Annotated in this window: 22 protein-coding genes and 1 pseudogene; 17 read left to right on the top strand and 6 right to left on the bottom strand. The window is 69.3% G+C overall.

Annotation, left to right across the window (positions count from 1 at the left end; genetic code table 11):
* Positions 1–125: 125 nt before the first annotated feature.
* Positions 126–2,393 (top strand): LLM class flavin-dependent oxidoreductase, encoded by a 2,268-nt coding sequence (locus ACFV6X_RS30560; protein ID WP_385388998.1) that lies wholly within the window; start codon positions 126–128, stop codon positions 2,391–2,393.
* Positions 2,394–2,891: 498 nt separating this feature from the next.
* Here the strand turns inward: ACFV6X_RS30560 and ACFV6X_RS30555 are convergent, their stop codons facing one another.
* A complete protein-coding gene (locus ACFV6X_RS30555; RefSeq protein ID WP_385388995.1) occupies positions 2,892–4,280 on the bottom strand; it encodes an MFS transporter in 1,389 nt (462 codons plus the stop codon).
* Between the two features lie 185 nt (positions 4,281–4,465).
* Here ACFV6X_RS30555 and ACFV6X_RS30550 point away from each other — a divergent pair, with 185 nt between their 5' ends.
* From ACFV6X_RS30550 to ACFV6X_RS30515, 8 genes are all read left to right on the top strand, one after another.
* Complete coding sequence (locus ACFV6X_RS30550; protein ID WP_385388993.1) at positions 4,466–6,451, top strand: S9 family peptidase; 1,986 nt, start codon at positions 4,466–4,468, stop codon at positions 6,449–6,451.
* The gene (locus tag ACFV6X_RS30545) at positions 6,438–8,567 is read left to right on the top strand and encodes a carbamoyltransferase C-terminal domain-containing protein (protein ID WP_385388990.1); all 2,130 of its coding nucleotides are present in this window, start codon (positions 6,438–6,440) and stop codon (positions 8,565–8,567) included. Before ACFV6X_RS30550 ends, ACFV6X_RS30545 begins: the two co-directional genes overlap by 14 nt.
* A gap of 45 nt (positions 8,568–8,612) precedes the next feature.
* Positions 8,613–9,797: a cupin domain-containing protein gene (locus ACFV6X_RS30540; protein WP_385388988.1), complete on the top strand. Its 1,185-nt coding sequence runs from the start codon at positions 8,613–8,615 to the stop codon at positions 9,795–9,797.
* Positions 9,798–9,818: 21 nt separating this feature from the next.
* Positions 9,819–10,331, top strand: coding sequence for a DUF664 domain-containing protein (locus ACFV6X_RS30535; protein ID WP_385388986.1), 513 nt, complete (start codon positions 9,819–9,821; stop codon positions 10,329–10,331).
* Between the two features lie 382 nt (positions 10,332–10,713).
* Positions 10,714–11,922: a JmjC domain-containing protein gene (locus tag ACFV6X_RS30530; RefSeq protein ID WP_385388983.1), complete on the top strand. Its 1,209-nt coding sequence runs from the start codon at positions 10,714–10,716 to the stop codon at positions 11,920–11,922.
* Entirely contained in the window at positions 11,919–13,850 is a 1,932-nt protein-coding gene (locus ACFV6X_RS30525) for a M13-type metalloendopeptidase (RefSeq protein ID WP_385388980.1), read from the top strand. The genes ACFV6X_RS30530 and ACFV6X_RS30525 overlap by 4 nt, the downstream gene beginning before the upstream one ends.
* A gap of 186 nt (positions 13,851–14,036) precedes the next feature.
* Entirely contained in the window at positions 14,037–15,353 is a 1,317-nt protein-coding gene (locus ACFV6X_RS30520; RefSeq protein WP_385388977.1) for a Zn-dependent hydrolase, read from the top strand.
* Positions 15,354–15,367: 14 nt separating this feature from the next.
* Entirely contained in the window at positions 15,368–15,952 is a 585-nt protein-coding gene (locus ACFV6X_RS30515; protein WP_385388975.1) for a TIGR00730 family Rossman fold protein, read from the top strand.
* A gap of 35 nt (positions 15,953–15,987) precedes the next feature.
* Here the strand turns inward: ACFV6X_RS30515 and ACFV6X_RS30510 are convergent, their stop codons facing one another.
* Positions 15,988–16,962: a helix-turn-helix domain-containing protein gene (locus ACFV6X_RS30510; RefSeq protein ID WP_385388972.1), complete on the bottom strand. Its 975-nt coding sequence runs from the start codon at positions 16,960–16,962 to the stop codon at positions 15,988–15,990.
* A 168-nt stretch (positions 16,963–17,130) separates the two neighbouring features.
* On the opposite strand from ACFV6X_RS30510, the gene ACFV6X_RS30505 reads away from it, so the two are divergent.
* The 4 genes from ACFV6X_RS30505 (at position 17,131) to ACFV6X_RS30490 (ending at position 19,105) form a co-directional block, all read left to right on the top strand.
* On the top strand, positions 17,131–17,448 hold the full coding sequence (locus tag ACFV6X_RS30505; RefSeq protein WP_385388969.1) for a hypothetical protein: 318 nt from the start codon (positions 17,131–17,133) through the stop codon (positions 17,446–17,448).
* A 189-nt stretch (positions 17,449–17,637) separates the two neighbouring features.
* A complete protein-coding gene (locus ACFV6X_RS30500; protein WP_385388966.1) occupies positions 17,638–17,781 on the top strand; it encodes a hypothetical protein in 144 nt (47 codons plus the stop codon).
* 5 nt (positions 17,782–17,786) lie between these two features.
* Positions 17,787–18,818 carry a ParB N-terminal domain-containing protein gene (locus tag ACFV6X_RS30495; RefSeq protein ID WP_385388965.1) on the top strand — a complete coding sequence of 344 codons (1,032 nt, stop codon included), beginning with the start codon at positions 17,787–17,789 and terminating at the stop codon, positions 18,816–18,818.
* Positions 18,819–18,844: 26 nt separating this feature from the next.
* The gene (locus ACFV6X_RS30490) at positions 18,845–19,105 is read left to right on the top strand and encodes a hypothetical protein (protein ID WP_385388962.1); all 261 of its coding nucleotides are present in this window, start codon (positions 18,845–18,847) and stop codon (positions 19,103–19,105) included.
* Between the two features lie 106 nt (positions 19,106–19,211).
* On the opposite strand, the gene ACFV6X_RS30485 is transcribed toward ACFV6X_RS30490, so the two are convergent.
* Together ACFV6X_RS30485 and ACFV6X_RS30480 are read right to left on the bottom strand one after the other, a co-directional pair.
* Positions 19,212–19,724: a hypothetical protein gene (locus tag ACFV6X_RS30485; RefSeq protein WP_385388960.1), complete on the bottom strand. Its 513-nt coding sequence runs from the start codon at positions 19,722–19,724 to the stop codon at positions 19,212–19,214.
* Between the two features lie 64 nt (positions 19,725–19,788).
* On the bottom strand, positions 19,789–20,265 hold the full coding sequence (locus ACFV6X_RS30480) for a transposase (protein WP_385388958.1): 477 nt from the start codon (positions 20,263–20,265) through the stop codon (positions 19,789–19,791).
* Positions 20,266–21,138: 873 nt separating this feature from the next.
* On the opposite strand from ACFV6X_RS30480, the gene ACFV6X_RS30475 reads away from it, so the two are divergent.
* Complete coding sequence (locus ACFV6X_RS30475) at positions 21,139–21,510, top strand: DUF6086 family protein (protein WP_385388956.1); 372 nt, start codon at positions 21,139–21,141, stop codon at positions 21,508–21,510.
* Positions 21,511–21,717: 207 nt separating this feature from the next.
* On the top strand, positions 21,718–22,122 hold the full coding sequence (locus tag ACFV6X_RS30470) for a hypothetical protein (protein WP_385388954.1): 405 nt from the start codon (positions 21,718–21,720) through the stop codon (positions 22,120–22,122).
* 684 nt (positions 22,123–22,806) lie between these two features.
* Here ACFV6X_RS30470 and ACFV6X_RS30465 read toward each other — a convergent pair.
* On the bottom strand, positions 22,807–23,319 hold the full coding sequence (locus ACFV6X_RS30465) for an RICIN domain-containing protein (protein ID WP_385388952.1): 513 nt from the start codon (positions 23,317–23,319) through the stop codon (positions 22,807–22,809).
* A 1,027-nt stretch (positions 23,320–24,346) separates the two neighbouring features.
* Between ACFV6X_RS30465 and ACFV6X_RS30460 the strand changes: the two genes are divergently transcribed.
* Both ACFV6X_RS30460 and ACFV6X_RS30455 read left to right on the top strand, forming a co-directional pair.
* Positions 24,347–24,685: a hypothetical protein gene (locus ACFV6X_RS30460; protein ID WP_385388950.1), complete on the top strand. Its 339-nt coding sequence runs from the start codon at positions 24,347–24,349 to the stop codon at positions 24,683–24,685.
* A complete protein-coding gene (locus ACFV6X_RS30455) occupies positions 24,628–25,785 on the top strand; it encodes a replication-relaxation family protein (protein WP_385388948.1) in 1,158 nt (385 codons plus the stop codon). Before ACFV6X_RS30460 ends, ACFV6X_RS30455 begins: the two co-directional genes overlap by 58 nt.
* A gap of 175 nt (positions 25,786–25,960) precedes the next feature.
* Here the strand turns inward: ACFV6X_RS30455 and ACFV6X_RS30450 are convergent.
* Positions 25,961–26,496: pseudogene (locus tag ACFV6X_RS30450) on the bottom strand (DUF6233 domain-containing protein).
* Positions 26,497–26,755 lie beyond the last annotated feature (259 nt).

Raw genomic sequence — 26,755 nt, 5'->3', positions numbered from 1 at the left:
GTCGGGGGACGCAGACACATGGACCAGCCGCTGGAAGCCCCCGACTCCAGGCTTGCGGCATCGCCTTCGCCGCCCGGCTGTCCATCGGCCACCGCTCACTCGCGCCACACGAGATATAGGGTCACATGCCCGACTATTTGCACTCACTCAGCTTCGGTACGAGCATCACCCCGGCGAACGGTTCGCCCGGCGGCGCTCCGGCACTCGCCCAGCTCAGCGAGCAACTCGGCTACGACCTGGTGACGTTCCAGGACCATCCGTACCAACCGGCCTTCCACGACACCTGGACCCTGCTCTCCTGGGTTGCGGCCGTGACCGAGCGGATTCATGTCGCACCTAACGTCCTCAGTATCCCCCTGCGGCCGCCGGCCGTGACCGCCCGCGCGGCCGCGAGTCTGGATCTGCTGTCCGGCGGACGCTTCGACCTCGCCCTCGGCTCCGGCGCCTTCTGGGACGCCATCGAGGCAATGGGTGCCCAGCGCCTGACCCCTGGTCAGGCCGTCGACGCACTCGGCGAGGCAATCGACGTAATGCGAGGCATCTGGGCAGCCGGGGAGCGGACCCCGCTGCGGGTGCCGGGTACGTACCACCACGTCGACGGCGCCAAGCGCGGCCCCGCGCCGGCCCACGACATCCCCCTCTGGATCGGTGCCTACAAGCCGAAGATGCAAAGGCTCATCGGTCGCAAGGCGGATGGCTGGCTGCCATCCACCGCCTACCTCAAGCCCGGCGAACTCCGCACCGGCATGCGGCTCATCGACGAGGCCGCTGCGGAGGCGGGCCGGGACCCGCGGGAGATCCGGAGGCTGCTGAACGTCTCCGGCACCTTCACACGCGACGGGCGCGGCTTCCTCGACGGTCCCGACACCCAGTGGGTCGAGGACCTGCTGCCCTATGCCCTCGAAGAGGGCGTGAGTACGTTCATCCTTGCCTCCGACGATCCCGCCTCCCTCCAGCGGTTCGCCGAGGAGGTCGCGCCTGCCCTGCGCGAGGCCGTGGCCCGCGAGCGTGGCGGCGACAGCGGAGGCCCGACGCCGCGCAGCACGGCCGTCCGAGCCGCGCGGCGCCCCGGCATCGCATACGACGACGTGCCCGCCACGCTCGCCTCGACGGCGGTCGAACCGGGGGACGCCTGGTACAGCCGGGTGAGGTCCACGTACCTACGCGGCGGCTCACCCGGCCTCGTGCTGCGAGCACGGGACGCGGCGCAGGTCGCGGACGCGCTGGCGTTCGCGCGCAAGCACCCGGACGTGCCCCTGGGCATACGCAGCGGCGGACACGGCATCAGCGGACGGTCCACCAACGACGGCGGCATCGTCATCGACGTCTCCGCGCTGAACACCATCGAGGTGATGGACGAGCGGACCAGGAGGGTCCGCATCGGCCCCGGCGCCCGGTGGGCCGACGTCGCACAGACCCTGGCCCCGCGCGGCTGGGCGCTGAGCTCGGGCGACTACGGCGGGGTCGGTGTGGGCGGGCTCGCCACAGCGGGCGGTGTCGGATGGCTGGCGCGCGAACACGGCCTGACCATCGACCACCTCAGGGCGGCTGACATCGTGCTCGCCGACGGACGCACGGTCCACGCGAGCGCCCAGGAGAACCCAGACCTTTTCTGGGCATTGCGGGGCGCCGGCGCGAACTTCGGCATCGTGGTGTCCTTCGAGTTCGAGGTCGACATCGTCGGTGAGGTCGCCTGGGCGCAGCTGGTGTTCGACGTGAGCGACACCGCCCAGTTCCTCGAGTCCTGGAGCGCGGCGGTCGAAGCGGCCCCCCGCGACCTCACCAGCAACCTGGTCGTAGGCGGCCGACGGCGCGGGCGGCCGGAGTACGCGCAGGTCCTCGCAGTGGTCGATTCCGATGACCCGGACATCGTGCTGGACCGGTTGAAGCCGCTCGCGGGGATCGCCCCGCTGCTGGACCACTCGATCCAGATAGTGCCGTACGCGGCGGTCATGGCGAACGTCAGGGAAGGGGAGCACCACGGTCGGGGCGAACCGCACGCGCACTCGGGGCTGGTCGAGCACATCACCCCGGAGTTCGCGGCGGAGGCGGCCGAGCTCATCGACAGCGGCGCGGCGTACTTCTTCCAGATCCGCTCAGTGGGCGGCGCGGTCTCCGACGTGCCGCCGGACGCAACCGCGTACGCGAACCGGTCGGCCAACTTCTCCGTGGTGGCCTTCGGCACGAATGCGTCGAGGCTCGACCAGCGATGGGAGCGGCTGCGCCGCCACTTCACCGGGATGTACCTCAGCTTCGAGACGAGCCTCGACCCGGAGCGCATCGACATCGCCTTCCCCGACCACACCCTGACGCGGCTGCGCGCGCTCAAGGAGCGGTACGACCCCGACAACGTCTTCCGCGACAACTTCAACGTGTTCGGCACAACTCCTTGACCCACCGCCGCAGACCGGCGCACAGCCGGAGAGCCCTACGTTTGGCCCGCACCCCGCGCCGCGCCGCCCGCCATGGCAGCGGCGGGTCCGCAGTGCGGGTCGATCGGCAGAACGCGGAGCCTTTTTCCACGGCTGCTACTCCGTCGGCGACGACCGGCTGTGGGGCGTCAACCACCGCCTGCAAGGGCACCACCAACACCCTGGCCGCGCTGAAGTCGATCCGAGCCGCCCGACCCGACGCTGCCCCGATCTACATCATCCTGGACAACTTCTCGGCCCATACCGGCGCCGGCATCCGCCGCCGGGCGAAGAAGAACAAGGTCGAGCTGTGCTTCACCTCGACCTACGCCTCCTGGGCCAACCCGACGAGGGCCACTTCGGCCCCTGCGCCAGTTCACCCTTGCCAACTCCCAACCACCGCAGCCACGCCGCGCAGACCCAGGCGCTGCACCGCGCTGGCGCAACCCCAATGCCCGCCACCCGACGTGGGGGGGTGTTTCAGGGTTGTTTGTGGTGGGTGGGTTGGGTGGCTGGTGGTTGTGTTGTCGGGTTTTTGTTTTCGGTGGTGGCTGTGGTTGTGGCGGCGGTGGTGGTTGTGGCGGCGGTGGTGGTGGTTGTGGGGGTGGTGGTTGTGGGGGTGTGGTGGGGTGCGGGGGAGGGGTGGATGGTGGTGGGGGTGGGTTGGGGTGTGGGTGGGAAGTGCCACAGGGCGAGGAGGCCTGCGAGGGCGAGGAGGGTGGCTTGGATGTTGAGGGTGAGGGGGAGGCCGAGTGGGGTGGTGAGTGTGCCGGCGCAGATCATGCCGAGGGCCTGGAATCCGTCGAAGATGCTTTGGAAGCTGGCCAGGACTCGTCCGCGGGTGGTGTCGGTGGTGTGGGTCTGGATGATGGTCATGCGGCCGGCGAAGACGCCGATGCCGGGTGCTCCCAGGACGGCGAACAGGATGATGTACCAGCCGAGGGTGGTGGTCAGGTAGGTGGTGTTCCAGGTGAGGGCGGTCATGGCGGAGAAGAGGAGCAGGGCCTGGCCGAGGAGCCGGCTGGGGTCGGTGCGCCGGGCGAGGGTGGCGATCAGGGCGCCGCCCGCGATGCCGCCTACTGCTTGGATGCCGCGTAGCAGGCCGGTTTCGCTTTCGCCGCCGCCGAGGCGTTCGGTGACGAAGATGACGAAGAGGACGGCGAACAGTCCCTGGGCGAGTCCGATCAGGCCCACTGGCAGCACCATCAGGCGCAGTCCGCGCCGGTTTTTGATTTCGTGCAGGCCGTCGGCCCAGGCCCGCCAGATCTGTTCTTTGGCGGCGGGGGGTTGTTGTATGGCGAAGGGGCGGGAAAGCAGCAGGACGGCCAGGAGGAAGGTGGCTGCGTCGATGAGGAGGATGCCGGGCAGGCCTCCTGCGGCGAGGACGAAGCCGCCGAGTGAGGCGCCCAGCAGCCGGGCCAGGTTGCCGTTGAGGCTGGTCAGTCCGTTGGCGGCGGCGATGTCGGCGGGCTGTACGAGGGAGGGCAGCAGCGCGTATTTGGCGGGCTGGAAGATGGTGGTGAGGGCGGCTTGGGCGCAGGTGACCAGGTTGACCAGGTAGAGCTGGTCGGGACCGTCGACGGCGAGCAGCGGCAGCAGTGCGAGGATCTGGAGCAGGCTGACGCCGGCCATGAGGCGGCGCCGGTCCCAGCGGTCGGCGAGGATGCCGGCCACGGGGGAGAGTGCCAGGCCGGGCAGCAGTTCCAGGAGGAAGTTGGTCGCGGTGGCGGTGACCGAGCCGGTGAGCTGGTAGACGTACACCGGCATGGCGATCATGAACATCCAGTCGCCGGTTTCCGAGATGAATCCGGCGGTCCATAGCCGCCGGAAATCCGGATTCGCCAGGGGGCCATTCGTTGGGAACCTCACCGGGATCCTCACCCTTTTCGCTGTTTTCGCAGCCGCTCGTATGGCTCGCGTTGCCGGAGCGTTTGATGGTGCCGGTGCCCCGGCCGGCTTTCAACTGCTGTGTTCAACCGGCCGTGTTGGACAGTTGAGCAGAGCAGTTGAACGCAGCTTGTTCTGACGGGAATTCGGCTTCTACCTTTCTGTGCATGCTCCCTACGGATATCGATCTGCTGCGAATTCTGGGACGGCCCACGCTGTCCGGCGATGGACGTCTGGCTGCCGTCAGCGTGACGGCACCCGATCTGGCCGCGGACGCCAACGCGAGCGAGCTGTGGGTGGCTGCGACCGACGGGTCCGCGCCGGCCCGCCGGCTGACCAGGGGCCCGTTCGACAGTGCCCCGGCTTTTTCCCCGGACGGGCGCTGGCTTGCCTTCCTGCGGCCGCTGTCCGGCGGCGGGCCCGCCCAGGTGCACCTGCTGCCGATGGACGGCGGTGACCCCTTCCCGGTGACGGATCTCCCGCTCGGTGCCGGCCGGCCGGTGTGGAGCCCGGACTCGGCCCGGCTGGCGTATACGGCACGAGTGCCCGAACCGGGCCGCTATCTGCCCGGCGTACCTGCGGGGAAGGAGCGGCCGCGCCGGATCACCGACCTGCGCTACATGGCCGACGGCCTCGGCTTCACCTTCGACCGGCCGCGCCATGTCTTCGTCACCGACCCGTTCGTTTCGCTGCCGTTCACCCGCGTCCCGGGCGCCGTCCAGGTCACCAGCGGCTCCTTCGACCACGACGAGGTGTCCTGGAGCCCGGACGGCTCCCTGCTCACCTTCGTCTCCGGCCGGCATGACACGCACGCCGATGATCTGCGGCGGGATGTATGGGTCTGCGCCCCGGACGGCGGGGGTCTGCGTCCGCTCACGAAGGGCGGCCTGGAGATGAGCTGTCCGCTGTTCTCTCCCGACGGAACACTGGTGTGTTTCGCCGCGGAAACCCTCACCGAGGACAACCGGGCCCGGGGCGCCAGCAGCTACGGGCTGTGGTCGGTTCCCGCGGACGGCTCTGCCGGGCCGGTACGGCTGACCGACCCGGAGCCGTACCATCTGAGCTTTGCGTCGCTGATGATTCAGCCGGCCCAAGGCGGCGTGTACTTCGCCAATGACTGGCACGGTGAGGTGCACCTGATCCTGGTGCCCTATGACGGCGGCGCACCGGAACCGGTGATCACCGGCCGCCGCCAGGTCAATGGTTTCGCGGTGGCAGAAGGCACCGACGGCGTGACCGTGGCCGCCGTGATGTCCGGCGCCGGCAGCGCCGGCGATCTCATGGTGCTGCGCGAGGGCAGGGAACGGGAACTCACCTCCTTCGGAGCTGACCTGCGGGCCCGCGCGAACCTGCGGCCGGTCAAGGAGTTCACCGCGTACGCCTCGGACGGCTACGGGCTCCAGGGCTGGCTGGTCCGCCCGGCCGGGCCCGGCCCGCACCCGGTGCTGCTTCAGATCAAGGGCGGCCCGTACACGCAGTGGGGCTATACGCTCAACGGCCCGGCCTCCTTCGAAGAGGCGCAGGTGTACGCGGCGGCCGGCTACGCGGTGGTGCTCGGCAATCCGCGCGGCACCTCCGGCTACGGGCAGGCGCACGGCCGGTGGGCTGCCGACGACCTGGCCTTCAAGACCGCCCCCGACCTGCTGGCTCTGCTGGATGCCGCGTTGCAGGACCCGGAGTTGGACTCCGGGCGGGTGGGGGTGCAGGGCGGCTCCTTCGGTGGCTACATGTCCGCCTGGCTGGCGGCCCACCACGGCGAGCGGTTCCGGGCAGCGATGGGCGAGCGTGGCTGCTACGCCATCGACAGCCACTTCGGTTCGGCGGATGACGGGGTCAACAACTCGATCGCACTGTACGGAGCGGATCCGAAGCGGTGGGCGGAGATCAGCCCGATCACCTACGTCGACCAGATCGAGATCCCGATGCTGTTCATCCAGTCCGAGGAGGACCGGCACACACCGATGGAACAGGCGCAGCGGATGTTCGTGGCGCTGAAGATGCGGGGTGTCCCCGTCGAAATGCTGCTTTTCTCCGGCGAGGGGCACGACATGTCCCGCACCGGTCTGCCCAGCCACCGCGTCGCCCGCTACGAGGCGATTCTCGGCTGGTGGTCCCGCCACATGACTGAGGAGGACGACCGTGCCGCACTCTGAACCGCATCCACATCCGCATCCGGGTCCGCACGCGGAACGGCATCCGGGTCCGCACGCGGAACGGCATCCGGGTCCGCACGCGGAACGGCATCCGGGTCCGCACGCGGAACGGCATCCGGGTCCGCACGCAAAACCGGATTCGGCCGTCGAGTACATTCTCTCCACCTACCTGACGCCGCCCGGCGAACGGGCCGTCATCTCCCCGCGCCACGACCACAACGTGTCCCTGTGGCGGCGCGGCCCCGATTCCGTGGAACTGGTTCGGCACTGGGAGCTGGAGCGGATCAGCGGGCAGAAGCACCACTCGTGGCCCCTGTACACGCCCGAGCGGGCCGAGGCTTTCCTCAGTCATCTGCTGGCCGGCGAGGGGCTGACTCTCGCCGACGTCTCGGTGAGCTGGGGCACTCCGGGTCTGCCCGGGTACGCACCGCTGCCGGTGCCCCAGGGCGCGAAGGCACTGCCGGTGCACAGCCTGGCGCACCTGTTCAGCGGACTGCTGCTGGACACCCGCTTGTTCAAGGAGGCGAACATCATCGCGATGGCGGTGGACGCCGCTCCCGACCTGGTTCTGGAGCGGGAACTGCCGTCCGCCTACTATGCCGGCTGCGTATCCGTGCGCGGCGCGCTGCAGTTCACCTCGGTCGAGTCGCCTGCCCCGCTGTATCACGCGGCTGACCGGCTGCTGGGCAAGGAGCCGGGCACCTTGATGGCCCTGGCCTCGGCCTGCGACACGGCGATCGTCTTCGACGCGGCGGCCGAGGTCGCGCAGGTCAGCCTTCCAGGCGGCCATGTGCAGCCCTGGGCGGCGGCTTTCGGCCTGGTGAAGCGGGTGCTGGCCGAGGCGGGGCGGCAGCTCGCAGGGTCGGCACCCGACGCCCGGTTCACCGCCGAGGAGAACCTGCACAGCGCCGTGATGAAGGTGGTGCAGCAGGCTTGCGAGCTGATCACCGTCCGCACCATCGACAAGCTGTGCGCGCTGGGCGGGGTACGGCCCGAGGACTGCTACCTGTCCATCAGCGGCGGTTTCGCGCTCAACGTGCAGACCAACACGCAGGTGCTCGACCGGTTCGGCTTCCGCGGCCTGCTGACCCCGCCCTGCGCCAACGACTCCGGGGTGGCGCTCGGCCTCGGCCTGCTCGGCCTGTACGGCACGGGCGCCTTCAACGAGGCCGACCTGCGTATCCCCACCGCCTACCAGGGCAACGAACTGCGCGCAGCCGAAGTCGACGCGGCTCTTGCGGCATTCGCCCCCTACATCGAGGAGGTGTCCGCCTTCACGCCGGAGCAGTTCGCCGAAGACCTCGCCGACGACGTGCTGGTCTGGGCCGACGGGGCGGCCGAGATGGGGCCGAGGGCCCTGGGCCACCGCAGCCTGCTCGGCGATCCGCGTTCGGAGAAGACCAAGGACCGGCTCAACGAGTACAAGCAGCGTCAGTGGTGGCGGCCGGTCGCCCCGATCGTGCTGGCCGAGTACGCGCACGAGTGGTTCGAGCAGGACCGGCCCTCCCCCTACATGCTGGAGGCCGCCCGGGTCCGCACCGAGGTCAAAGAGCAGGTGCCGGCCGTGCTGCACCTGGATGGGACAGCCCGCCACCAGACCCTCACCGCCGAGGACAATCCGCTGCTGCACCGGGCGATCGAGGCCTTCCGGGCAGCCACCGGAGTGCCCATCGTGTGCAACACCTCCCTCAACGACAAGGGGGAGCCCATCGTGGACACCGCCGCCGAGGCGTTGAACTTCGCGGTCCGCAAGGGCATCCGGATCGCCTACCTGACCGGGCGGCGTGTGGTGCTGCGCACGGCGGACCGGCCCGGCACTGTGCGGCCCGCCGGGCCGCACCCCAGGGCCACGGCCTTCTTCGCCGGGCAGGAGGCCGACCGCGACGCGATCTGGGATTCCTGGCTGGAGCGGGGCCACACCGAGGCCGGCCTGCTGCTGCTGACCGGCACCCCGCAGCTCCTGGCCGACCCGCAGACCTGGACGCCCAACCGGGTCCGGCTGCTGGCCGAGCGTCTGGCGGCCAAGGATCCCGCCTTCGAACAGAACCTGGACCAGTTCCGCCGCGACCACGGCCCCGGGACAACCTTCGGCGACGCGCCCGCCCTCCGTCACTGACCCCTGCTCCCGGACGACCCGGGCCACCTGGAATGGAACTTAGGCATGACGAGCCACACATTCACCGACCTGGTCGGTGACGAGAAGGAATTCTTCGCCGAGTACTTCAACAAGAAGCCGCTGCTGCGCAAGGGCGCACTGAAGGACCCCCAGGGGATCCTCTCGCTGCGCCGGCTGGACGAGCTCGTTCAGCTGGAGGTCATCCGCCCGCCCTATCTGCGGGCCAACCTCAAGGGCGCCGGAGTCCCCGACCAGGGATTCACCCAGACCGTCACCGTCCAGGGCACCGACCTCACCGACGCGATCGTGCCGGAGAAGGTGTATGAGCTGTTCAGGGCCGGCGCCACCATCGTGTGGAGCTCCCTCAACCACCTGGACTCCTCGCTGCGCTCCTTCACACGGGTGATCAGCGACCGGTTCGGCGCCAGGACCGACTGCGTGGCCTTCCTGACCCCGGCGGGCAAACAGGGCTTCTCCCCGCACCACGACCCGGTGGACCTGTTCATCGTGCAGACGGAGGGCACCAAGCGGTGGCGGCTGTGGAACCCGGCCGAGGTCCGCAAGGGCGAGGCCGCCTCGTACACCGCCGAGCAGCTCGGCGAGCCGGTGATCGACGTACTCCTGGAACCGGGCGACGTGCTCTACCTGCCCTACGACACGCCGCACGCGGCGGCGGCCGAGGAACTGGCCTCGGTGCACTTGTCCATCATGGTCCGCCCGCGGATGTGGAAGGACCTTCTCCAGCAGACCTTCGAGGAACTGGTCCGCGAACCGCAGTTCAACGAGTTCCCCTTCATCGGCGCCAACCCCCAGGACGCCGGCACCGAGGCCCTGTTCGCACAGAAGCTGCGGGCGGTGGCCGAGCGGCTGACCGCGGTGGAGCCGGGCTCGGAGCTTGACCGGCTGGCGGAGCTGGGCCGGCGGATGCCGGGCAACTCGGCCGGGCACACCTTCCAGAGCACCGCGCGGCTTGACGCCTTGGAGCCGGACGCCCCGATGCGGCGCACGGATGCGGTGGTGGAGTTCGGCACGCCTGACGACGGGCGGGTCCAGCTCACCGTCAACGGGCACCGGATCGCCGTACCGGCACCGGTGGCCGAGATCCTGGCGGGCATGGCAGCGGGCCAGGAGACGGCCGCCGCCGGTGTCTTCCCCGGGGTGCCCGCCGAGCGTGCGACCCGGATGGCGCAGGGCCTGGCCCGGATCGGGCTGCTCGAGGCCGCTGCGTGAGCCGCCTGACAGGGTGAGGCGGTGACCGTCGAACGGATCTTCCCGCCCACCCTTGCCGACGAGCGCACGATGCTCCGCTCGCACCTGGACTTCCACCGCCGGACGCTGGAGCTGACATGCGCCGGCCTGAACGATGTCCCCTCGCGCATTCGGTCCGTGGCACCGTCCACCCTGTCCCTGCCGGGCCTGGCCCGGCACCCGGCCGGGGTGGAACGGGCCTGGTCTTGCCGGGTCGTCGACGCGGAGCACGACCTGCCCCTGGTGTGGTCCGAGAACGCCGGCTTCAAGGCGGCGTACGAGACCCAGGGACGCAAAGGTGTCCGGGGCTTTCACCGCCCTGGCGGGCCGGGGCCGAGCACGCTCGGCGTAGCGAAAGGGCCGCCGGCTCCCTCGAGCCGGCGGTGCGCTGAGCACCGGCGCGGCGTCGACGTCCCGCTCCGACGGGTGATGCTGCACATGATCCACGAATACGCACGACACAACGGGCACGCCGGCTTCCTGCGCGAGAGCATCGACGGCACCACCGGCGTCTGAATTCCCGTCCGGGCAGAAAAAACCCGGGACCGGCCGCGTCCCACCACGTCAGTGGTGGAACGCGGCCCTTTTTACGTTCCCGCCCGGAATTCCGGCCTGTTCAACTGCCTGCACAATCCCGGTTGAACACCGCAGCAACTCATTGACCGAACTCCCGCCCACGCGGCACTATTTCATCAACGCCGAGAACAACTCGGCCAAAAGAAAAAGGGAGTTGATTGTCATGGAGAACACCTTCGACGACATCGAGTTCATCGAGACCTCCGCTGAGCTGCTGGCCACTGCGTACCACGTCAACATCCAGTAATTGCCGGTATCGGCAGAGGGGCGGCTCCGGCTGCCCCTCTGGCCGCATCTTTCATCCGCCGGGAGGGCGAGAGTCGTGAAGGACTGGACCTTCGAAGAGCTGGTCGGCGACACCGCAGGCTTCTTCTCCCAGCACTTCGGCGAGCGGCCGCTGCTGCGCCGCGGGGCGCTCGACGCCGAACGCGCCCGGGAGCTGGCGTCAGTGCGCCGGCTCGATGATCTCGTCGCCATGGAAGCCGTCCGGCCCGCCTACCTGCGGGTGGCCAGGAACGGCCAGGGCGTGTCCAGCAAGGCCTACACCCGCGTCGTGAGCGAGCCAGGAGCCGCGCTCACCGAGACGGTCGTGCCCGAGCAGGTCTACGAACTGTTCCGCTCCGGCGCCACGGTGACCTGGAACTGCCTGCACCACTTCCTGCCGTCCGCTCGCCACCTGGTGGCAGCCTTCACCCAGGCCTTCGCCGCCCCCGTGGACGCGGTGGCCTTCCTGACCCCGGCCGGCCGCGACGGGTACGCCGCGCACCACGACCCGGTGGACGTGTTCGTCGTCCAGACCGAGGGCACCAAGGACTGGCGGATCTGGCAGGCGCCGGCCGGGCGGCGCAGTGACAGCGTCACCTACAGCGCCGAGCAGCTCGGCGAGCCCGCACTCCAGACCACCTTGTACCCCGGTGACGTGCTGTACCTGCCCTACGGCACCCCGCACGCGGCCGCCGCGGGTGAGCAGGTCTCCCTGCACGTGTCGGTCACCGTCGCGCTCCGCGGCTGGCGCGACCTGCTCCGCGAGACGGTGGACACGCTGGTGGCCGACGAGGCCTTCGACGGATTCCCCCCTCTGGGGGGCGACAACCCACAACAGGCCGCTCCCGCGCTCACCGAGATGATCGCTCTGCTGCGCGACCGGCTGGCCGCGCTCGCCCCCGCCGCAGAGACGGTACGGCTGGCCGGAGCCGGCCGGAACCACGGTGGCGCCGGACGGACCCGCGAGTTCCAACGGCTGGCCGAGCTCGCCCACCTCACCCCCGGGGCCCCGCTGCGGCGCACCTCGGTGCCCGTCGAGATCGGCCCGAGCGACGGCGGCCGGACCCGTCTGTCGGTCAACGGCCACACGCTGGCCGTACCGGAGGGGATAGCCCATACCCTGCGCCGGCTGGAGAGCGGCGGCTCGGTCGCGGCGGGCGAACTTTTGAAGGACGCCGCCGTCGCACGCTCGCTCCGCGCGGCCGAGTCCCTGACCCGCCTCGGCGTCCTGGAACCGGCCGCCCCCGCGAAGAGCACGGCCCGATGACCACCTCCGCCGTGCACACAGCCGTCGACGCCGCACTCGACACCGAACCCGACCGGTCCGTACGGCCCCAGGACGACTTCTACCGGTACACCACGAGACGCTGGACGGACGGATTCGTACTGCCCGGGCACCGGGCCGAGGCGACCATGCTGTCGCTGCTGGCCGAGCAGGTTGAGGACGAGGTCGCCGCCATGATCTCCAGCCCCGGCCAGGACACCGACGGCCGTCGCATCGCCGGCCTGTACACGAGCTTCATGGACGAGCGGCGGATCGAAGAGCTGGGCGCGTCGGCCCTGACCGCGGACCTGGAACAGATCCGCTGCGCCCCCGACCGCCACGCGCTCGCCCGGGTGCTGGGCCGGCTGCAGGCACAGGGCATGACCGGCGCCGTCGACCTGAGCATCGCCGCCGACACGCGGGGATACCTGCTGGACCTCTCCCCATCCGGCCTCGGCCTGCCTTCCGCCTCGCTGTACCGCGAGGCGCGCAGCGAGCACCTGCGCGAGCGGTACTTCGTCCATGTGGCGACGATGCTCTCCCTCGCCGGGCTGCCCGACGCCGAAACGGCCGCGGCCCGCGTCCTGCGGGCCGAGACGGCGCTGTCCGGCGGGCACGCACCGCCGGACAGCACCTCTCGCGCCGCGGCGCGGACACACCCGGCCACCGCCGCCGAACTGGCCGGGCGCAACCACCGATTCGCCTGGGCCGCCTGGCTGGGGGAACTCGGCCAGGTGCCGGGCGCGGCCCGGGTACGGCTGCGCCCGAACGGCTTCCTGCCTGCCCTGGAGCACTGGTGGGCCACCACCTCGCTCGACTCGCTGCGGCTCTGGCTCGCCTGGCGGTACATCCACGAGATGGCCCCGTTCGGGTCGCGCAGGGTCTTCGCCGAGCACTTCAACTTCTACTGGCGGGACCTGACCGGTGCCCGCTGGCCCTGGCCACGCCGGCTGCGGGCCACCGCGTTCGTCCAGACCGTGGCGGGCGACCTGGTGGGCGAGCGGTACCTGCGCGCCCACCTGGACCCGCACACCCGCGACCGTGCCGCCGACCTGGTGACCCGCATGGCCGGCACCTACCGTGACTGTCTGAAGCAGGCCGGGTGGATGCGGCCGGACACCCGCCGGGCGGCTCTGGCCCTGCTGGACTCCATGCGGTTCGAGATCGGCGCTCCGAGCGGTCCGGCCGACCCCGTGCCGCTGGTCACCGACCCCGGCGACCTCATCGGCAACGTCAAACGAGGCCGGGCGCGGCAGCTGGCCCGTCAGCTCGGCCGGCTCACGGGCCCGCTGGACCACTCGGAGTGGCGGGTGCTGCCGCAGGCGGTCACGGCGTACTACCGGCACGGGCTGAACCAGGTGGTGGTCCCGGCCGGGCTGCTGCGGCCGCCGGTGTTCACTGCGGGCGGTGATCCAGCCCGTGACCACGCGGTGCTCGGCTCGATCGTCTGCCACGAGATGTCGCACGCCTTCGTGCGCGCCTGGAGGACGGGCGCGGACCAGGCCGAGTTCGACCGCCTCACCGCGCCGCTGGTGGCCCAGTACGACCGGTACGCACCCGAGGGATCACACGGGCGGCACGTCAGCGGGGCGCGCACGCTGGGCGAGAACATCGCCGACATCACCGGACTGGCCGTGGCACAGACCGCGTTCGCCGACCACCTGGCGGCGTGCGGCACCACCGGTGCCCAGCGGCAGCACCAGATGCGCCGGTTCTTTCTCCTGTGGGCGTCGATGTGGCGGGGCAAACGCACCCCGGAGCGGATACGCGAACGCCTGGACAACGACACCCACGCCCCGCCCGAGTTCCGCTGCAACGGCGTCCTCGGTCACATCCCCGCCTTCTACGAGGCCTTCGGGGTGCGGGAGGGCGACGGCATGCACCTGCCGCAGGCGGACCGGTTCACGCTGATGCCCGTGAGGGGGAACTGACGTGAGTGCGGTGGGCCGCCCATTGCGCCGCCTCGAACCCGGCAGCTTCACCGGCTGGGCCCCTCGCCCGGTTCACGGCGAAGCCGCAGCAGGTGCCACCGCTCCACCGCGGACACGGCCAGGCACCCCCTGCGGCCGACAGGCCGCCACCGGGACCACAAGGACTGCAGAAGGGATTCTCCCGTGATGAGCGACCAGGTCCTGGAGCGCGACGGGCAGCTCACGCTGGACATCGACCCGGACCGGCTGCTGCGGCGCATCGCCGAGCTGGCACGGATCGGCGCGGAGGGGACAACGGGCGGGATCACCCGAGAGGGATTCGGTGCCGCCGACCGCCAGGCACGGGCGTACCTGACGCAGCAGGCCCGGGCAGCCGGGCTCGTTTCGACGGTGGACGCGGCCGGGAACATCGTGATCCGCTCCGGTGCCGCCGGTGAGGGCGGCGACCAGGTGCTGATGATGGGCTCGCACCTGGATACCGTCGTCAACGGCGGCCGCCTGGACGGCGCCTACGGGGTGCTGGCCGCCCTGGAGGTGCTGCAGACGTTCACCGAGTCCGGGCTGAAGCCGGTGCACGAGCCGGTCGCGGTGGCCTTCGCCAACGAGGAGGGGGCACTGTTCCCACAGCCGTTCTGGGGCTCGATGGCGGTCGCCGGCAGACTGGCCTCGCTGCCGCAGGATCCGTGCGACCACCACGGGCGGCCGCTGCGTGAGGCACTGCGGCTGGCGGGCGGCGACCTGAACGCGCTGGGCAGCGCCGGCTGGCCGGCCGGCTCGATCGCCGCGTACCTGGAACTCCACGTGGAGCAGGGGCCGGTGCTGGAGCGCAGCGGCAGCCGGATCGGCGTGGTCGAGGCGATCACCGGCCGGACCGTGCTGACTGTGGAGGTGCGCGGCACGGCCGGGCACTCGGGGACCAGCCCGATGGAAGGCCGGCAGGACGCGATGACGGCAGCAGCGCGGATAGTCCTGGCGGCCGAGCACCTGGCACGGGAGCGCCGCCTGTGCCGGGTGATGACGGTCGGCAGAGTGGACCCCTACCCCAACACCCCGAACACCATCGCGGGCACTGTGCGCCTGACGGTGGACCTGCGGGACACGGCCGTGTGGCGGATGGCAGGCGCCGAGGAGGCGCTGCGCGCCATGCTGCGGGCGATCGAGGTCGCCACCGGCGCCGAGATCGAGGTGGTCGCCGCAACCCGGTCGGACCCGGTGTCCACCAGTGCGACGTTGTGCGCGGCGATCGAGCGCAGCGCGGACGGGCTGGGCCTGCCGCACGAGATGCTGCCGAGCGGAGCCGGCCATGACGCCCAGGTCGTCGCAGACATCGCACCGATCGGGATGATCTTCGTTCCGAGTCTGGGCGGGATCAGCCATGTGCCCGAGGAGGACACCGCGCCGGACGACCTGGTCGCCGGGGCACGGGTGCTGCTGCGCACCGCACTGCAGGTGGCCTGCACGGACCACGAACCGCCGGCCGGACACGGCCGGCCAGCCGACTGAGAAATCGAGGAGCCATGCAGACGCTGGTCACCAGCAATGAGCGGATCGCGGTGTTCTGCGGTGCCCGCCCAGGGGTCCGCCAGGACCATGTCGCCTACGCCTACGAGTTCGGGCGGGCGCTCGCGCGTCGCGACCGGGACCTGGTCTACGGAGCCGGCGGAGTGGGCGTGATGGGCGCGGTCGCCGACGGTGTGCTGGCGGGCGGCGGGGCAGTCACCGGGGTGCTGCCGCGCAGCCTGCACGAGCGTGAGCGGGCCGACCAGGCACGCGGCACGATCTTCGTGGTGCGGTCCATGCACGAGCGCAAGGCACTGATGTACAAGCTTTCCGCCGGCTTCGCGGTACTGCCCGGCGGGATCGGCACCCTGGACGAACTGATGGAAGTGGCCACCTGGAACCAGCTCTCCCTGATGGAGAAGCCGGTCGTGGTGGTCAACCACCAGGGCTTTTACGACCCGATGCTCACGATGCTGGATCACCTGGTGACCGAGGGCTTCCTGACCGCGAAAGAGCGGAACCTGGTCCGCAGCGCGGAGACCACAGGACAGGCCCTGGACCTGCTGGGCGCGCCGGAACAGGCCGTACTGGCCTCGACATGAAACCGGCGCCGGGGCCACGGCCGGCCGCCGCCCCGCTACAGCGGGCTGGACGGCAGATAGCCGCGCTGAACGGCGTGCACCCCGGCCTGGAACCGGCTGTCGGCGTCCAGGACGTCCATCAGGCCGGAGGCGATCCTGCGTGCGGTACGCGGCGAAATGCCCAGCCGGTTGGCGATCGCCTCGTCGGTGAGGCCCTGCGCGAGCAGCCGCAGGGCCTCGGCCTGCTGCCGGTTCAACGCGCCGGGAGTCGGCCGGGCCTGACGGACCACCGGTTGTGCGGACTGCCACACGTTCTCGAACAGGGCGTGCAAGGTGGTCACCGCGCCCTGGGACGTGAGCTGCATGGCCCCGGCCGCGGTGTTCTCCGTGTGGGCGGCGATGATGGCGGCCCTGCGGTCATAGATGATCATCCGGTTGGGCAGCGAGGGAACGGTACGGACCTGGCAGCCGTGTTCGGTGAGCCAGTGCACGTACTTCATGGTGTCGGAACAGCTCCGGATGGAGTCGAGGTAGACGGTGCGCATCTGCACGCCGCGCTCAAGGAGTTGCTGGTTGAGCGGCCGGGAAGCATTCATGTTGGCCTGGGTCTGCGGGCCGCCGGGAGCGAAGGTGAGCAGTTCGCGGACGACCTGTTCGCGCAGAACGGCGAGGTGGTCGCGGATGGAGTCGATGCCCTCCAGGTAGCGCACACCCGCCTCGGCGCTGCCGGCGTCGGCACGCCGGTCGTCGTACTCCAGGATGAGCTGAGCGGCGGCGGCCCGGCTGGCCTCCAGCCGCTGCGTCTGCGAGGCGAGTTCGGCCTGCTGGCGGGCGAGCAGTATCTCCATGCCGACGTGCGGACTGACCGCGTGGAGCTGTCCGGGATCCTCCGTGGAGGGACGCACCAGTGCCATCTCGCTGAGCCTGTCGAGTGCGTCGCGGATCTCTTTCTCCGTCAGCTTCAGCAGGTCGCACAAATCGTCGACATCCTGCGGTCTGTCCAGAATTCCGCGATACACGGATTCAGCCACCGCATCGAGGCCGAGTAAGTTAAGCATCCAAGCCTCTCCGGATCATGAAACGTATGCAGATTCACCTGACGATACGGCCGGACCGGGACGGGATCAATACGGCTTCCGAAAGCGTGTCCGAAACCAGGCGACGCAGATCCTCTCTGCGGATTCACAAAGGTTCTCCCCATGTATCTTGTCCACGTCCATCTCCGCGCACCACTCTCCGGAGGCCGGCTGCCGCAGAGCACAGCGGCGGACATCACCCGCCATGTGTCAGGGCGCGAGGGCCTGATCCATGTCAGCGTGCACCCCGACCCGGAGAACCGCCCGGTCGTCGGGCTGTACCTGCGGGCCGCCTCCCTGGCAGAGGCCGAGACCGCCGCCGAACGGCTGTGGCAGCTGGTGCAGGCGGCACTTTGGCCGCTGTCGGCGTGGGAGCTGGTGCGTGCAGAAGTCCCGCTGCTGTCCGACGATCCGTGGCGCACGAATCCGCCACCGCCATAGACCACTTGGCAGATTATTGACCAACGGCACACCCAGACTTGAACGGACCTGGACTGAGTATGCCACGGCCGGTTTGCCTACCGCAGAACCCCTTTTCCGCAGGTCGCAGCGTTGCGCAGACTCTTGGGCATCACCGAACCCGACGGGCGGAAAGGCAGGAACAACATGTCTTTGGAGTTCTCTCGCAGCATGATCCGTGGAGCGGCCATGGCCGGAGTCCTCGTATTCACCACCGTGCTGGGACAGACCGCCGCGTACGCCGACACGGACACCGGGACCACTCCCGCGCCGCCCGCCGCCGAACAGACCACCGACGACCTCGGCTGGCAGTGACCCCCATGGACCCGGAGACCGCCGACCACCTGATCCGACTCCGTGACCGCGGAATCCGCGAACTCCCCGTCGAACAGGTCCCCACACACGAAATCTCCGTCGGCTTCTCCCCCCGCGTGGACGGCGAAGACGCGGAATACGTACGCACCCTCCTGGAGGCCGAGGGCGAACTGCCACCGATCCTCGTCCACCGCCCCACCATGACCGTAGTGGACGGCACCCACCGGCTGCGCGCCGCTACCACCCAGGGACAGACCCACATCCCCGTACGGTTCTTCGACGGACCCCTGACCGAGGCACGGCTCCTGGCGGTCGCCACCAACGTGACCCACGGCCGCCCCCTGACCACAGCAGACCGAGCCGCCGCAGCCGCATACATCTTCACCGCCCACCCACGCTGGTCCAACCGCGCCGTGGCAGCGCTCACCGGGCTCTCCGCCGGCAAAGTGGCCCAGCTCCGCAAAGGCACCGCCGCCGACAGTCCCGAACACCGGATCGGGCGCGACGGGCGGGCCCGGCCGGTGGACTCCTCGCACAGCCGAGAACGCGCCGGAGAACTCCTGCGCGCCAACCCCCGCGCCTCACTGCGGCAGATCGCCGCCGAAGCCGGACTGGCACCAGCCACCGTCGCCGACGTACGCAACCGGATCAGCCGCGGCGAGGACCCCGTGCCAGGCCGCACCCCCCGCCCCACCAACACCCCCCTTCCCCCCACCACCTCCACCCACCGGCCCCCGATCCAACTGGCGACCCGCCGTCAGCCCGCGTCCACCGCCCCGCCGCCCGACCGGCTGCTGCACATCCTGGACACACTGCGCCGCGACCCCTCCCTGCGGCTGAGCGAATCGGGCCGCCACATCCTGCGCATGCTCAGCGCCTGCACGATGGTGGCTCAGGACCGGGAGCAGATCACGGCCGCCCTCCCCGCGCACTGCAAGCAACCGATGGCCCAGCTCGCCCAGGGCTACGCCCGGCTGTGGACCCAGCTCGCACACGAACTGGCCGCCGGGGACGACCCGGCCGTGATGGGCATCTGAAAGACAAGAAGAAGGGAAGGCCGACCATGCAGACCCCACCCCACCGACCGATCTCCGGAATCGTGGACGCGGTGGTGACCACGTCCCTGGACGCCGACGGCGCACTGGCCTTCCACCTGGTGGTAGGCCCTCCCCGCCGGCCGCAGGAGTGCGACCGCATCGAATTCACCCTCGACCTCGAGCATGCCCGCGCGCTGGTCGGAGACGCTGAACGAGCCCCCACCGCCCAGGTGCCGTGCCGGATCGGTGTCGAGTTCAACGAGGCACCGCCGGCCCGGCATCCTTGAGGCGGGGCCATCGGCTTCCTCCACGAGCCCACAGCCGGCTTCGTGCACCTTCGGTGGTTCCGGCTCGCTTTCCGTGAACCGGTCACGGTGGGTCATGCGACGTAGGTCAAAGGCTGTGGTTCCGGCGCGCTTCTGTGGCGAGAAAGTCTCGCGCCGCGGAGGTGCCCCGGTCGCGAATGTGCTGCGGGTCCGGAGGTTGATCGTTCGGCAGGTCGAGCGCTCTCGCCAGATCAACGATGGGTTGCAGCGCGTCGGGGTAGTCGAGTTCGGCTGCAGCTTCTTCATAGATCAGCTTCGCCCCGTGCACGGGATCGAGTTGGCACGCCACGATCTGGCCGGCCCACCACTGGGCCGCGGTCCATCGCGCCTTGGCAAGATCGTCCGAGGCCGGCGGCAGCAGACTCAACTCTTCCAGCACAAGGTCGAACAGCTCGCGGGCCTGGGGATGCTCACCACGCGCGAGGCCAGCCAGCAAGGGAAGCGACGGAGCCTCGATGTCGGCCATCAGGGCGTCCAGGCCCAACTGGACCAGGTAAGCGTCCGAGGGGCGCTGCCAGGGTTCCATGGCCAAGTCTGCAGCGGCCATGCGGATCAGGCTGATCGCTACTCCTGCGTCCATGCTGTCGCCCCCCTCATCATCTTTCCGTTGCGGCAAGTCCTATCACCGAGAGCCGGGCGGTTGATCAGGTGGCCAGCAATACGCGCTTGCGTAGCAGGCTGAAACCGGCTCGGCCGAACATCTGCCGCTTGAGCATCTTGACCCTGTTGACGTGGCCTTCAACAACACCGGAGTTCCAGGGCAGGGTCAGGCCGGCGATGACGGCGTCGCGGTCTCGATCGATGCCGGCCGCGAGAGTGTGGAGACTGGGAAGGTCGTCCTGGCGGACGGCGTCGAGCCACTGCGGAAGTCGTTCCCCCTGCCGCTCGGTGAGCATTTGGGCGAAGGATCGGACGTGACCGGTCAGGGCGTCGAGTTCGAGGCAGTTGTCCAGGACGGCCTTGAGCCGGAGCTGTTCGATCTCGGTAAGCGTCTCGGGTCGGCTGAGGATCCATCTCGTCACCACGCGGGGTGCCGGCGGTTGGGCGGTGACCGGCTGTGGCGAGGTGCGCTTGTCTCGCAGGTAGTCGCTGACCCGGCCGTAGCTGCCTCGACAGCCCAAGGGAACGATCTCCTCCCAAAGCTTCCAGGCGTTGGTGCAGCCCTCGTCCCAGCGTTCGTCCAGGTAGGGCTTGTACTCATCGAGGATGGAGGTCCTGAATGACTCCCGTTCTCGTGTCCACAGCCAGCAGCGAGCTGGAATCGCTCGGAGCAGGCGCTGTGCTGCTTCCTGAAAAGCTCCCAGAGCACGTGCCTGGTGGGCGCGATGCCGGTGCGTGTGCGGTTCTCCTGTGGTGCGAGGGGAACGAGTGCTGCGCGCAGGTCGTCGGAGGCCAGGATGCGATCGGTGATCTGAAGGACGCCCCCGGATGCCCGGGCGTCGAGGGGTGGCTTGGTGGAGTGGTAGGGAAGGGCGCCGGTTTCGTCGCGGCCGGTCAGGTATTCCTCGATGACGGAGGGGCTTCTCTGCCGCCTGGAGGCGAGGGCCGACGGCGGCTGGCTACCCATCTCTGGGTGCGGCCAAGCCGGGTCCGATCCGTCCCGCTCACCGGGCTTACGCCCTCTGGCAGGTCGGGCGGATCCCGACTTGGTCAGGGCTGCTCCCACCCTCCCCTGCACCGCCCGGCTCAGGCTGTCCTCAGCTCCGGTGACGCGCTGCGACAGGACACAAGCGGCGGTCTCTCACCTTCGCTCGAGCCACAGCGCCTTACGGCGCAAGGCGTCGATCAGAATGGATCAACGAGCACATTGAAGAAAAGTTCGAGAAGTACCTGAGGGCTCGCAAGGAACTGCCCGAGTACTACGCGAACGCGCCAATCGGATTCCGGTTCACCCGGCCAAACCAGGACCCACGATTTATAGAAGCAGTCGAGGCCCGGTTCCAAAAGCTCAGAGAAAAATATCCGGACGTGCACATCTTGACCAGGTGGTTCTAATGAGTTATCCATTCCAATCTACCGACAGGTCCAAAACTCTCTGGGACCCCGCACTCCGGGTAGGGCAAGCCTATACGGCCCTTTCTCGGGAAGCCGGTGAACTGATCGGCATGTCAACGGGCTTGACGGAAAACGAGCGACTCGGCGGTAGCGACGTAGACCTGTTCGCGTTTCAGCAGTTCACTCAAGGCCTGTACGACAGGTACTGCTCCACCAGCAATTTCGTCTTGCATGGTCTCCTCCGTGGGCTGTTGCTGACCTCGATCGTGATGCTCGAAAAAGGCGGCGGCTCGATCGATCGGAATCCCGAAAGGGAAGACGGTCTGCTGGAAGGCCTAGACGCTTACGCGCGGGCCATGTGGGAGGGCTGAGGTTCCCTTCCGTAAGCCGGTGCCGTCACGCCGCCTTCGCGAGCGTCGGTCTTCTCAGCGGCGCATACCCGCAAAGCCGGGCAATGCGGCGGTGACTACAATGTGAAACGCCCTGCCTCCGGAAGCCGCAATGCCGGGGGCAGGGCGTTGTTGCGGGTGGCTGTCCGAGCCGGACAATGTCCAGTAATTTCAGCGTTGGGGGGATCTTTGAACGACGGGAACTTCTTTCAATTGGTGAGGGGCAGGCCAGGGCTATACGGTCTTGACGGTTCATACAGCAATGCGGTCACCTTCCTCATCGGCTTCGACATGGCTCGCTCTGGCGGTCTCCTCCGTGGATTCACCGAGTGGCTGGTCGTGCGTAAGAGTGAAAGCTCCAGTTTCGGATGGCAAGCGCTACTCCTGGAGGAGGCTCTGCCAGATGTTCAGGGGTACGGCTGGAACAAACTGAAACATCTGACACCGAGACAAGAGCAGGAGGCTGTCGACCTACTTCTCACTCTTCTGCTCGAATTCATAGCAGTGCGCGAGGACGTCCTGGCGCTAGCGCGCGTCTATGCGCGATACGAAGCGCTACACATCGACCAACACGCTCGGAGTGCAGGAGAATGAACCAAGAGGGTTGCCGGATCCATCGGCGGACCCGCTTGCAGCGGTCAGTGAGCTCTGTGGGAGCAGTTGTTGTGGGGCGGGGCCGGGTCTACGGCGCGGAGCACTACGCCCCCCACCCTGATCCGCTCCCGCACCGGACCTACGCCGAACAGGTCGGCGCACGGCTTGCTCTCGGAACATCCATGGCTGGCCTGGCCGAGGAAGTCGGCGGCGGCGTCGCCCTGCTTACCGAGCTTGGCAGCCCGGCGGCCGAGCCCTGTACGGCCCGCGCCCCGGTGAATTCCGCACGCCTGGCCCGGGCCTGAGTTGCCGATTCTACTGCTCCGGTGGCACCCCCTGACCACAGACCGGCTGGGGCGCGGGCCGCCACGACCAGGGGCCCGCCCACGGCAGGTTCAGGGGTCGGTTTCGTCGAACAGCGGCACCTGCGCCAGGTCGAGGTCGGTGCGGACGCGGTGGGGGCGGCCGGGGTGCCGCCATCGTCCTGAGGCGTCGCGGGCGATGTCGACAGCGACTTCCGTTACGACCTCGGGCTGTACGAGGGTGACGTCCAGCGTGCGTTGCGTTCCCCAGCCTGCCGAGAACGCCCAGCAGCCCTCGCAAGGGTGGACACCCGTGGGTGAGGCCAGGACGTCGGCCAGTGCACGGCCGGCGGCTTGGGACAGGGTGGGGCTGACGTGAGGGTCAGTGGATGAAGGTGAATTCCTGGCCGGGTTCGCCGGCGTCGGTCAGCACGACCGGGGCGAGGAGCCCGGGGTGCCCGTTCTCGACGCCCCAGAGCAGGGTGTTGTCAGCCTCGATCCTGACTGTGCCGTCGCCCATGTCGTGGATGAAGAACTCCTGGAAGGTGTAGCGGCTGTCGCAGTCCCCCTGCACGATCGGGTCGTTGGGGCTCGGATCACTGCGCAGGGTTTCCAGGCACTTGCCGGCGAACGTCCTGATCCTGACGAGGCCGTCGCCGGCGTCTTCCATGGTGAAGCGTTGGTTGTCCGTGCCGAGGCATCGGTACTGCTGGAGGGGGGCGTCGTTGTGCGTACTGGCGTCCGCGATTTCCAGGCACCCCCCGGCAACGGTCTCGATCCGAAAGGAGTCCTGTGCGGCGGCGGGACGCGCGGTGACGACAGGGAACACGGCCGCAGCGACGAGGGCGGCCGTGCCGGCGAGGAAATGACCGGCACGCGTGTGGGCGAAGTTCATGAGGGTCCTTCCCATTCACAATCCAATAACAATTAGCAAGTAATTGGATACGCAAAGTTACTACGCGTGTGACTGGGCACCCTGCACGCGACATCAACTCCGTCGACCAGACGGCTGTCGACCGCCTGGGTCGCCGTGCACAGCACCTCCGTGCTGGGTGAGCGGATGCTTTGTCGGAGTGCTTGAAGTCGCACGGCTGGATCACGCGCCAGGGCGGGTCAACCGGTCGCCGTCGGCGAGGGGTAAGGGACCACGGAAGTTGAGCCAGAGCCCGTTCTCATGAACAAAGCCAATCGGCGTACCCGAAGGCACCAGGCGCCGGGCGTACAGAGCTGAGAGCTCGGCCCGACTCAATCCAGCGACCTGGCCGACCTTCCAGACCTTCCGCTGGTCGGTGAAGAACAACTGCACGTGATCCCACAGGCATGCGTCACGACTCTGGCAACGTGCAGTCTTTCGGTGCCGGTCGGAGGCGTGCTGGGAGATGCCGCGATATCACTCGGATGAGACAACTTCAAGTGTCTGGAGAACCGTCCCACTTCGGCTCGGCCGCCCACCCCGCGGGCAGGACGGGGCTGTCCACGGGGACGGTGAGCATCGGCTCGGGCAAGGACCACGTCGTCATGCCGCGATGCCTTCCACCCCGGCCAGCGACAGCCCAGCAGGCAGCGGCACCGTTCACCCGGCCTGTGCTGCCGGGCTGCCCCGGCCGCCAATCTCCCTACCGTTTCCCCCTGCCTTTCCCCCTACCAATTCCCCTACCGGGGTGTGCGATAGCCTGCGCAGTGTTTGCGCAGTTCAACCCCCTTGACAGCCCTGACCACGGATCCCGACAACCCCTCTTCTCTCTCCATCTGCACTCTGCTGGGGAAGGGATTGTCTGTTGTAGGTGGCAGGGTGAGTGACGGTGAGAGCCGAGGGGCCCGGGTGCGTGTGTCGTTGCGGCCCGGCGGGCGCCGGTCCGCCGCTCCCGCGCGGGGCTGGCCCCCGCAAGTGGGGCGGGTCAGGGAAGCGGGGGTGGGTGCTGGTGGGTGGTTCGAAGGCGTATCCGTACGGGTCCACGAGTGCGGTGCGCGCGCATGTGCTGGCGGCGCTCGGCGTGTTGAAGGTGGCGACGGCGGATCAGATGCATCGCCTGATGGCCCCCGGCCACAAGGACAACAAGGGCTTCCGCAACGCCTGTCTCGACCTCGCCCGCCACGGGCTGACGCTGTCGGAGGGCGCGGCCCGGGACGGCAACAAGCTCTGGGGGCTGACGTCTCTGGGCTTGGACGCGGCTGCGGAGGTGTGGGCCGGGGGTCGGGGGAGATGGGTGGTATCGCGCGGGGTGCTGCCCGTTCCGGTGCCCGGCACGCGATGGCGGTGAATGAGACGGTCATTGCCATCGCCCGCACTCCGCCGGTCGCCACTCGCCCGATCTCCAGCACACGCAACCCCGCAACCGCCCCGCCGACCGAGACCACTCCGACCGTGCCAGCCGCGCCAGAGGGGATCGGCAGCATCTTCGCTTGGTCGACAGAGGTGGCGCTGAACCTGCCCAGCACGGGCCGCAACCGTTCCGGTGTCCGTGCGGACGCGGTGCTGCAGGCACCGGAGGCGGGGGCGCCGGTGCTGCTGGTGGAGGTCGACAACTGCACGGAGGCGGCCGACGTCGTGGCCGCGAAGTTCGACAAGTACCTGCGCTTCTTCCGCCTGCAGGCCAAGGACCACCGCGGCCGGGACGTTCCCGCGTGGCGGAACCTCTACCCGCCGACCGGCCGCGAAGGACATCCCCCGGTCGTCGTGGTCTTCAACCCGGGCACCCGGATGGGAGCGCAGGCGCTGAAGAACCGCATGAACGCGGTCATGAACGCAACCCGCGCCATCTGGTCCGGCAGCTACGAACGGATGGACGGCTACGGCGACACCGATCCGGACGGCTACTACAACTACGCCGACGCCATCCCGATCCTGTTCTCCACCCTCGAACGACTTCAGGCGCACGGTCCGCGGGCGGCGGTGTGGTGGCGCTGCGGACACGGTCAGTGGGAAATCCTCGACGCCGCCCTGTCCAACCCCAACGACGCCGACGCCTGGCACCAGCGAGACGACGAACGCAGCCGCAGTCGCGACGAAGAACGCGAGCGTGAACGGCAGGAGCAGGCAGCAGGCTGGGGTGAGCCGGCCGCCGCGCGGCAGCCGGTGCCGATGCAGGAGCGCCCCGAGCAGCTGGACGCCGCACGGCACCCCGAGCCGCCCGCTCCGGGGTTGTGCGAGCGGTGCGGGCAGCCGGGCCGGGCAGCCCGGCATCCGCTACGACGATGCGCCTGCAGAAGATGGCCGGCACTGCCCCGACTGCCGGACCGACCTGTCCCGGCAGCACCCCGGTCTGCTCACGGCGCTGTTCAAGCGCCGCAACTGACCACGAGACACCCCACGGCCCGGGCCGAAAAGGGGCCGTGGGGTGTCCGGGCCTCGGGGGGGTGAGGAGTCCCCAGCACCGGTCAGGATGCGGGACCCGGGCAGATTCACGAGGCACGCCCGGGTCCCCCACACGCGCACAACGGGGAGATGCGCGATGTCCTCAACGAGAACGCGCCCGGGAAGGTCACCCGCTGCGTGCCGAGCTGCGACCTCGCCGTGGATCCGACCATGGCACCGCTCACCCTGACCACAGCAGGTCGGAATCGGTGATGTGGTCGAAGCCGCGCAGCATCGGCGTCAGCTCCTGCGCGCACCCGCACAGCGTGCACAGACGCGTCCCCGGGTTCTCCGCGACGTTCAGCGCAGGCTCCACATCGAGCAGCGGTGCGTCCTGCGGAACCTCTGCGCAGTCTGGCACGTGCAGCACACCCCGGGCAGGCCCCCGGTCCTCGCGTACCTCCGCCACACCCACCCCGACGGCCGGCGCTCCCCGAGCGCCTCGCGGACCACCGACTGCGGCGAGGGCTCGACCAGCTCGGTGGCGACCTGGTCGTAGTCGACGCCGTCGACCGGCCGCACATGGTTCGGGGCGCGGACCCACACGCGGTACTCCGCCGCCTCCACACCGCCGTTTTCAAGGTTCCGGTACGACGGCAGTCCTACGAGGTACAGCCAGCCCGTCTCTGTCTGGCGTCGCCGCCACAGCCGCGCGAGGACTTCCTGCTCCGGATGACCGAGCACCGGATCGGCAGGCAGTACGACCCGCACCGGCACCGGTGCGGCTTCGTCGTCGGAGGGAGTGGTCACGGCCCCACGGTAAGCGCCCGCTGCCCCTCGAAGGCCCGGCTACGTGTCCGGTCAGTCGGTCGTGAGTGACTGCATCGCAGCATTTGCATGGCCACCGACGGAGGCGACGGGTACGAGAACGGTGCCCGCCTGGGGGGGTGTCTCTATGTCCTTCGTCAAGGACGTGGTGCCTGGTATGCGGGTGTTTGCGATAGTCAGGCGGCGAGAGTGATGGTGGGGGTTCTGG

The organism is Streptomyces sp. NPDC059861 (genome assembly GCF_042731435.1).
GTDB lineage: Bacteria > Actinomycetota > Actinomycetes > Streptomycetales > Streptomycetaceae > Streptomyces.
The sequence above is the reverse complement of the archived record's forward strand: the minus strand, read 5'-3'. Positions and strand labels throughout refer to the sequence as shown.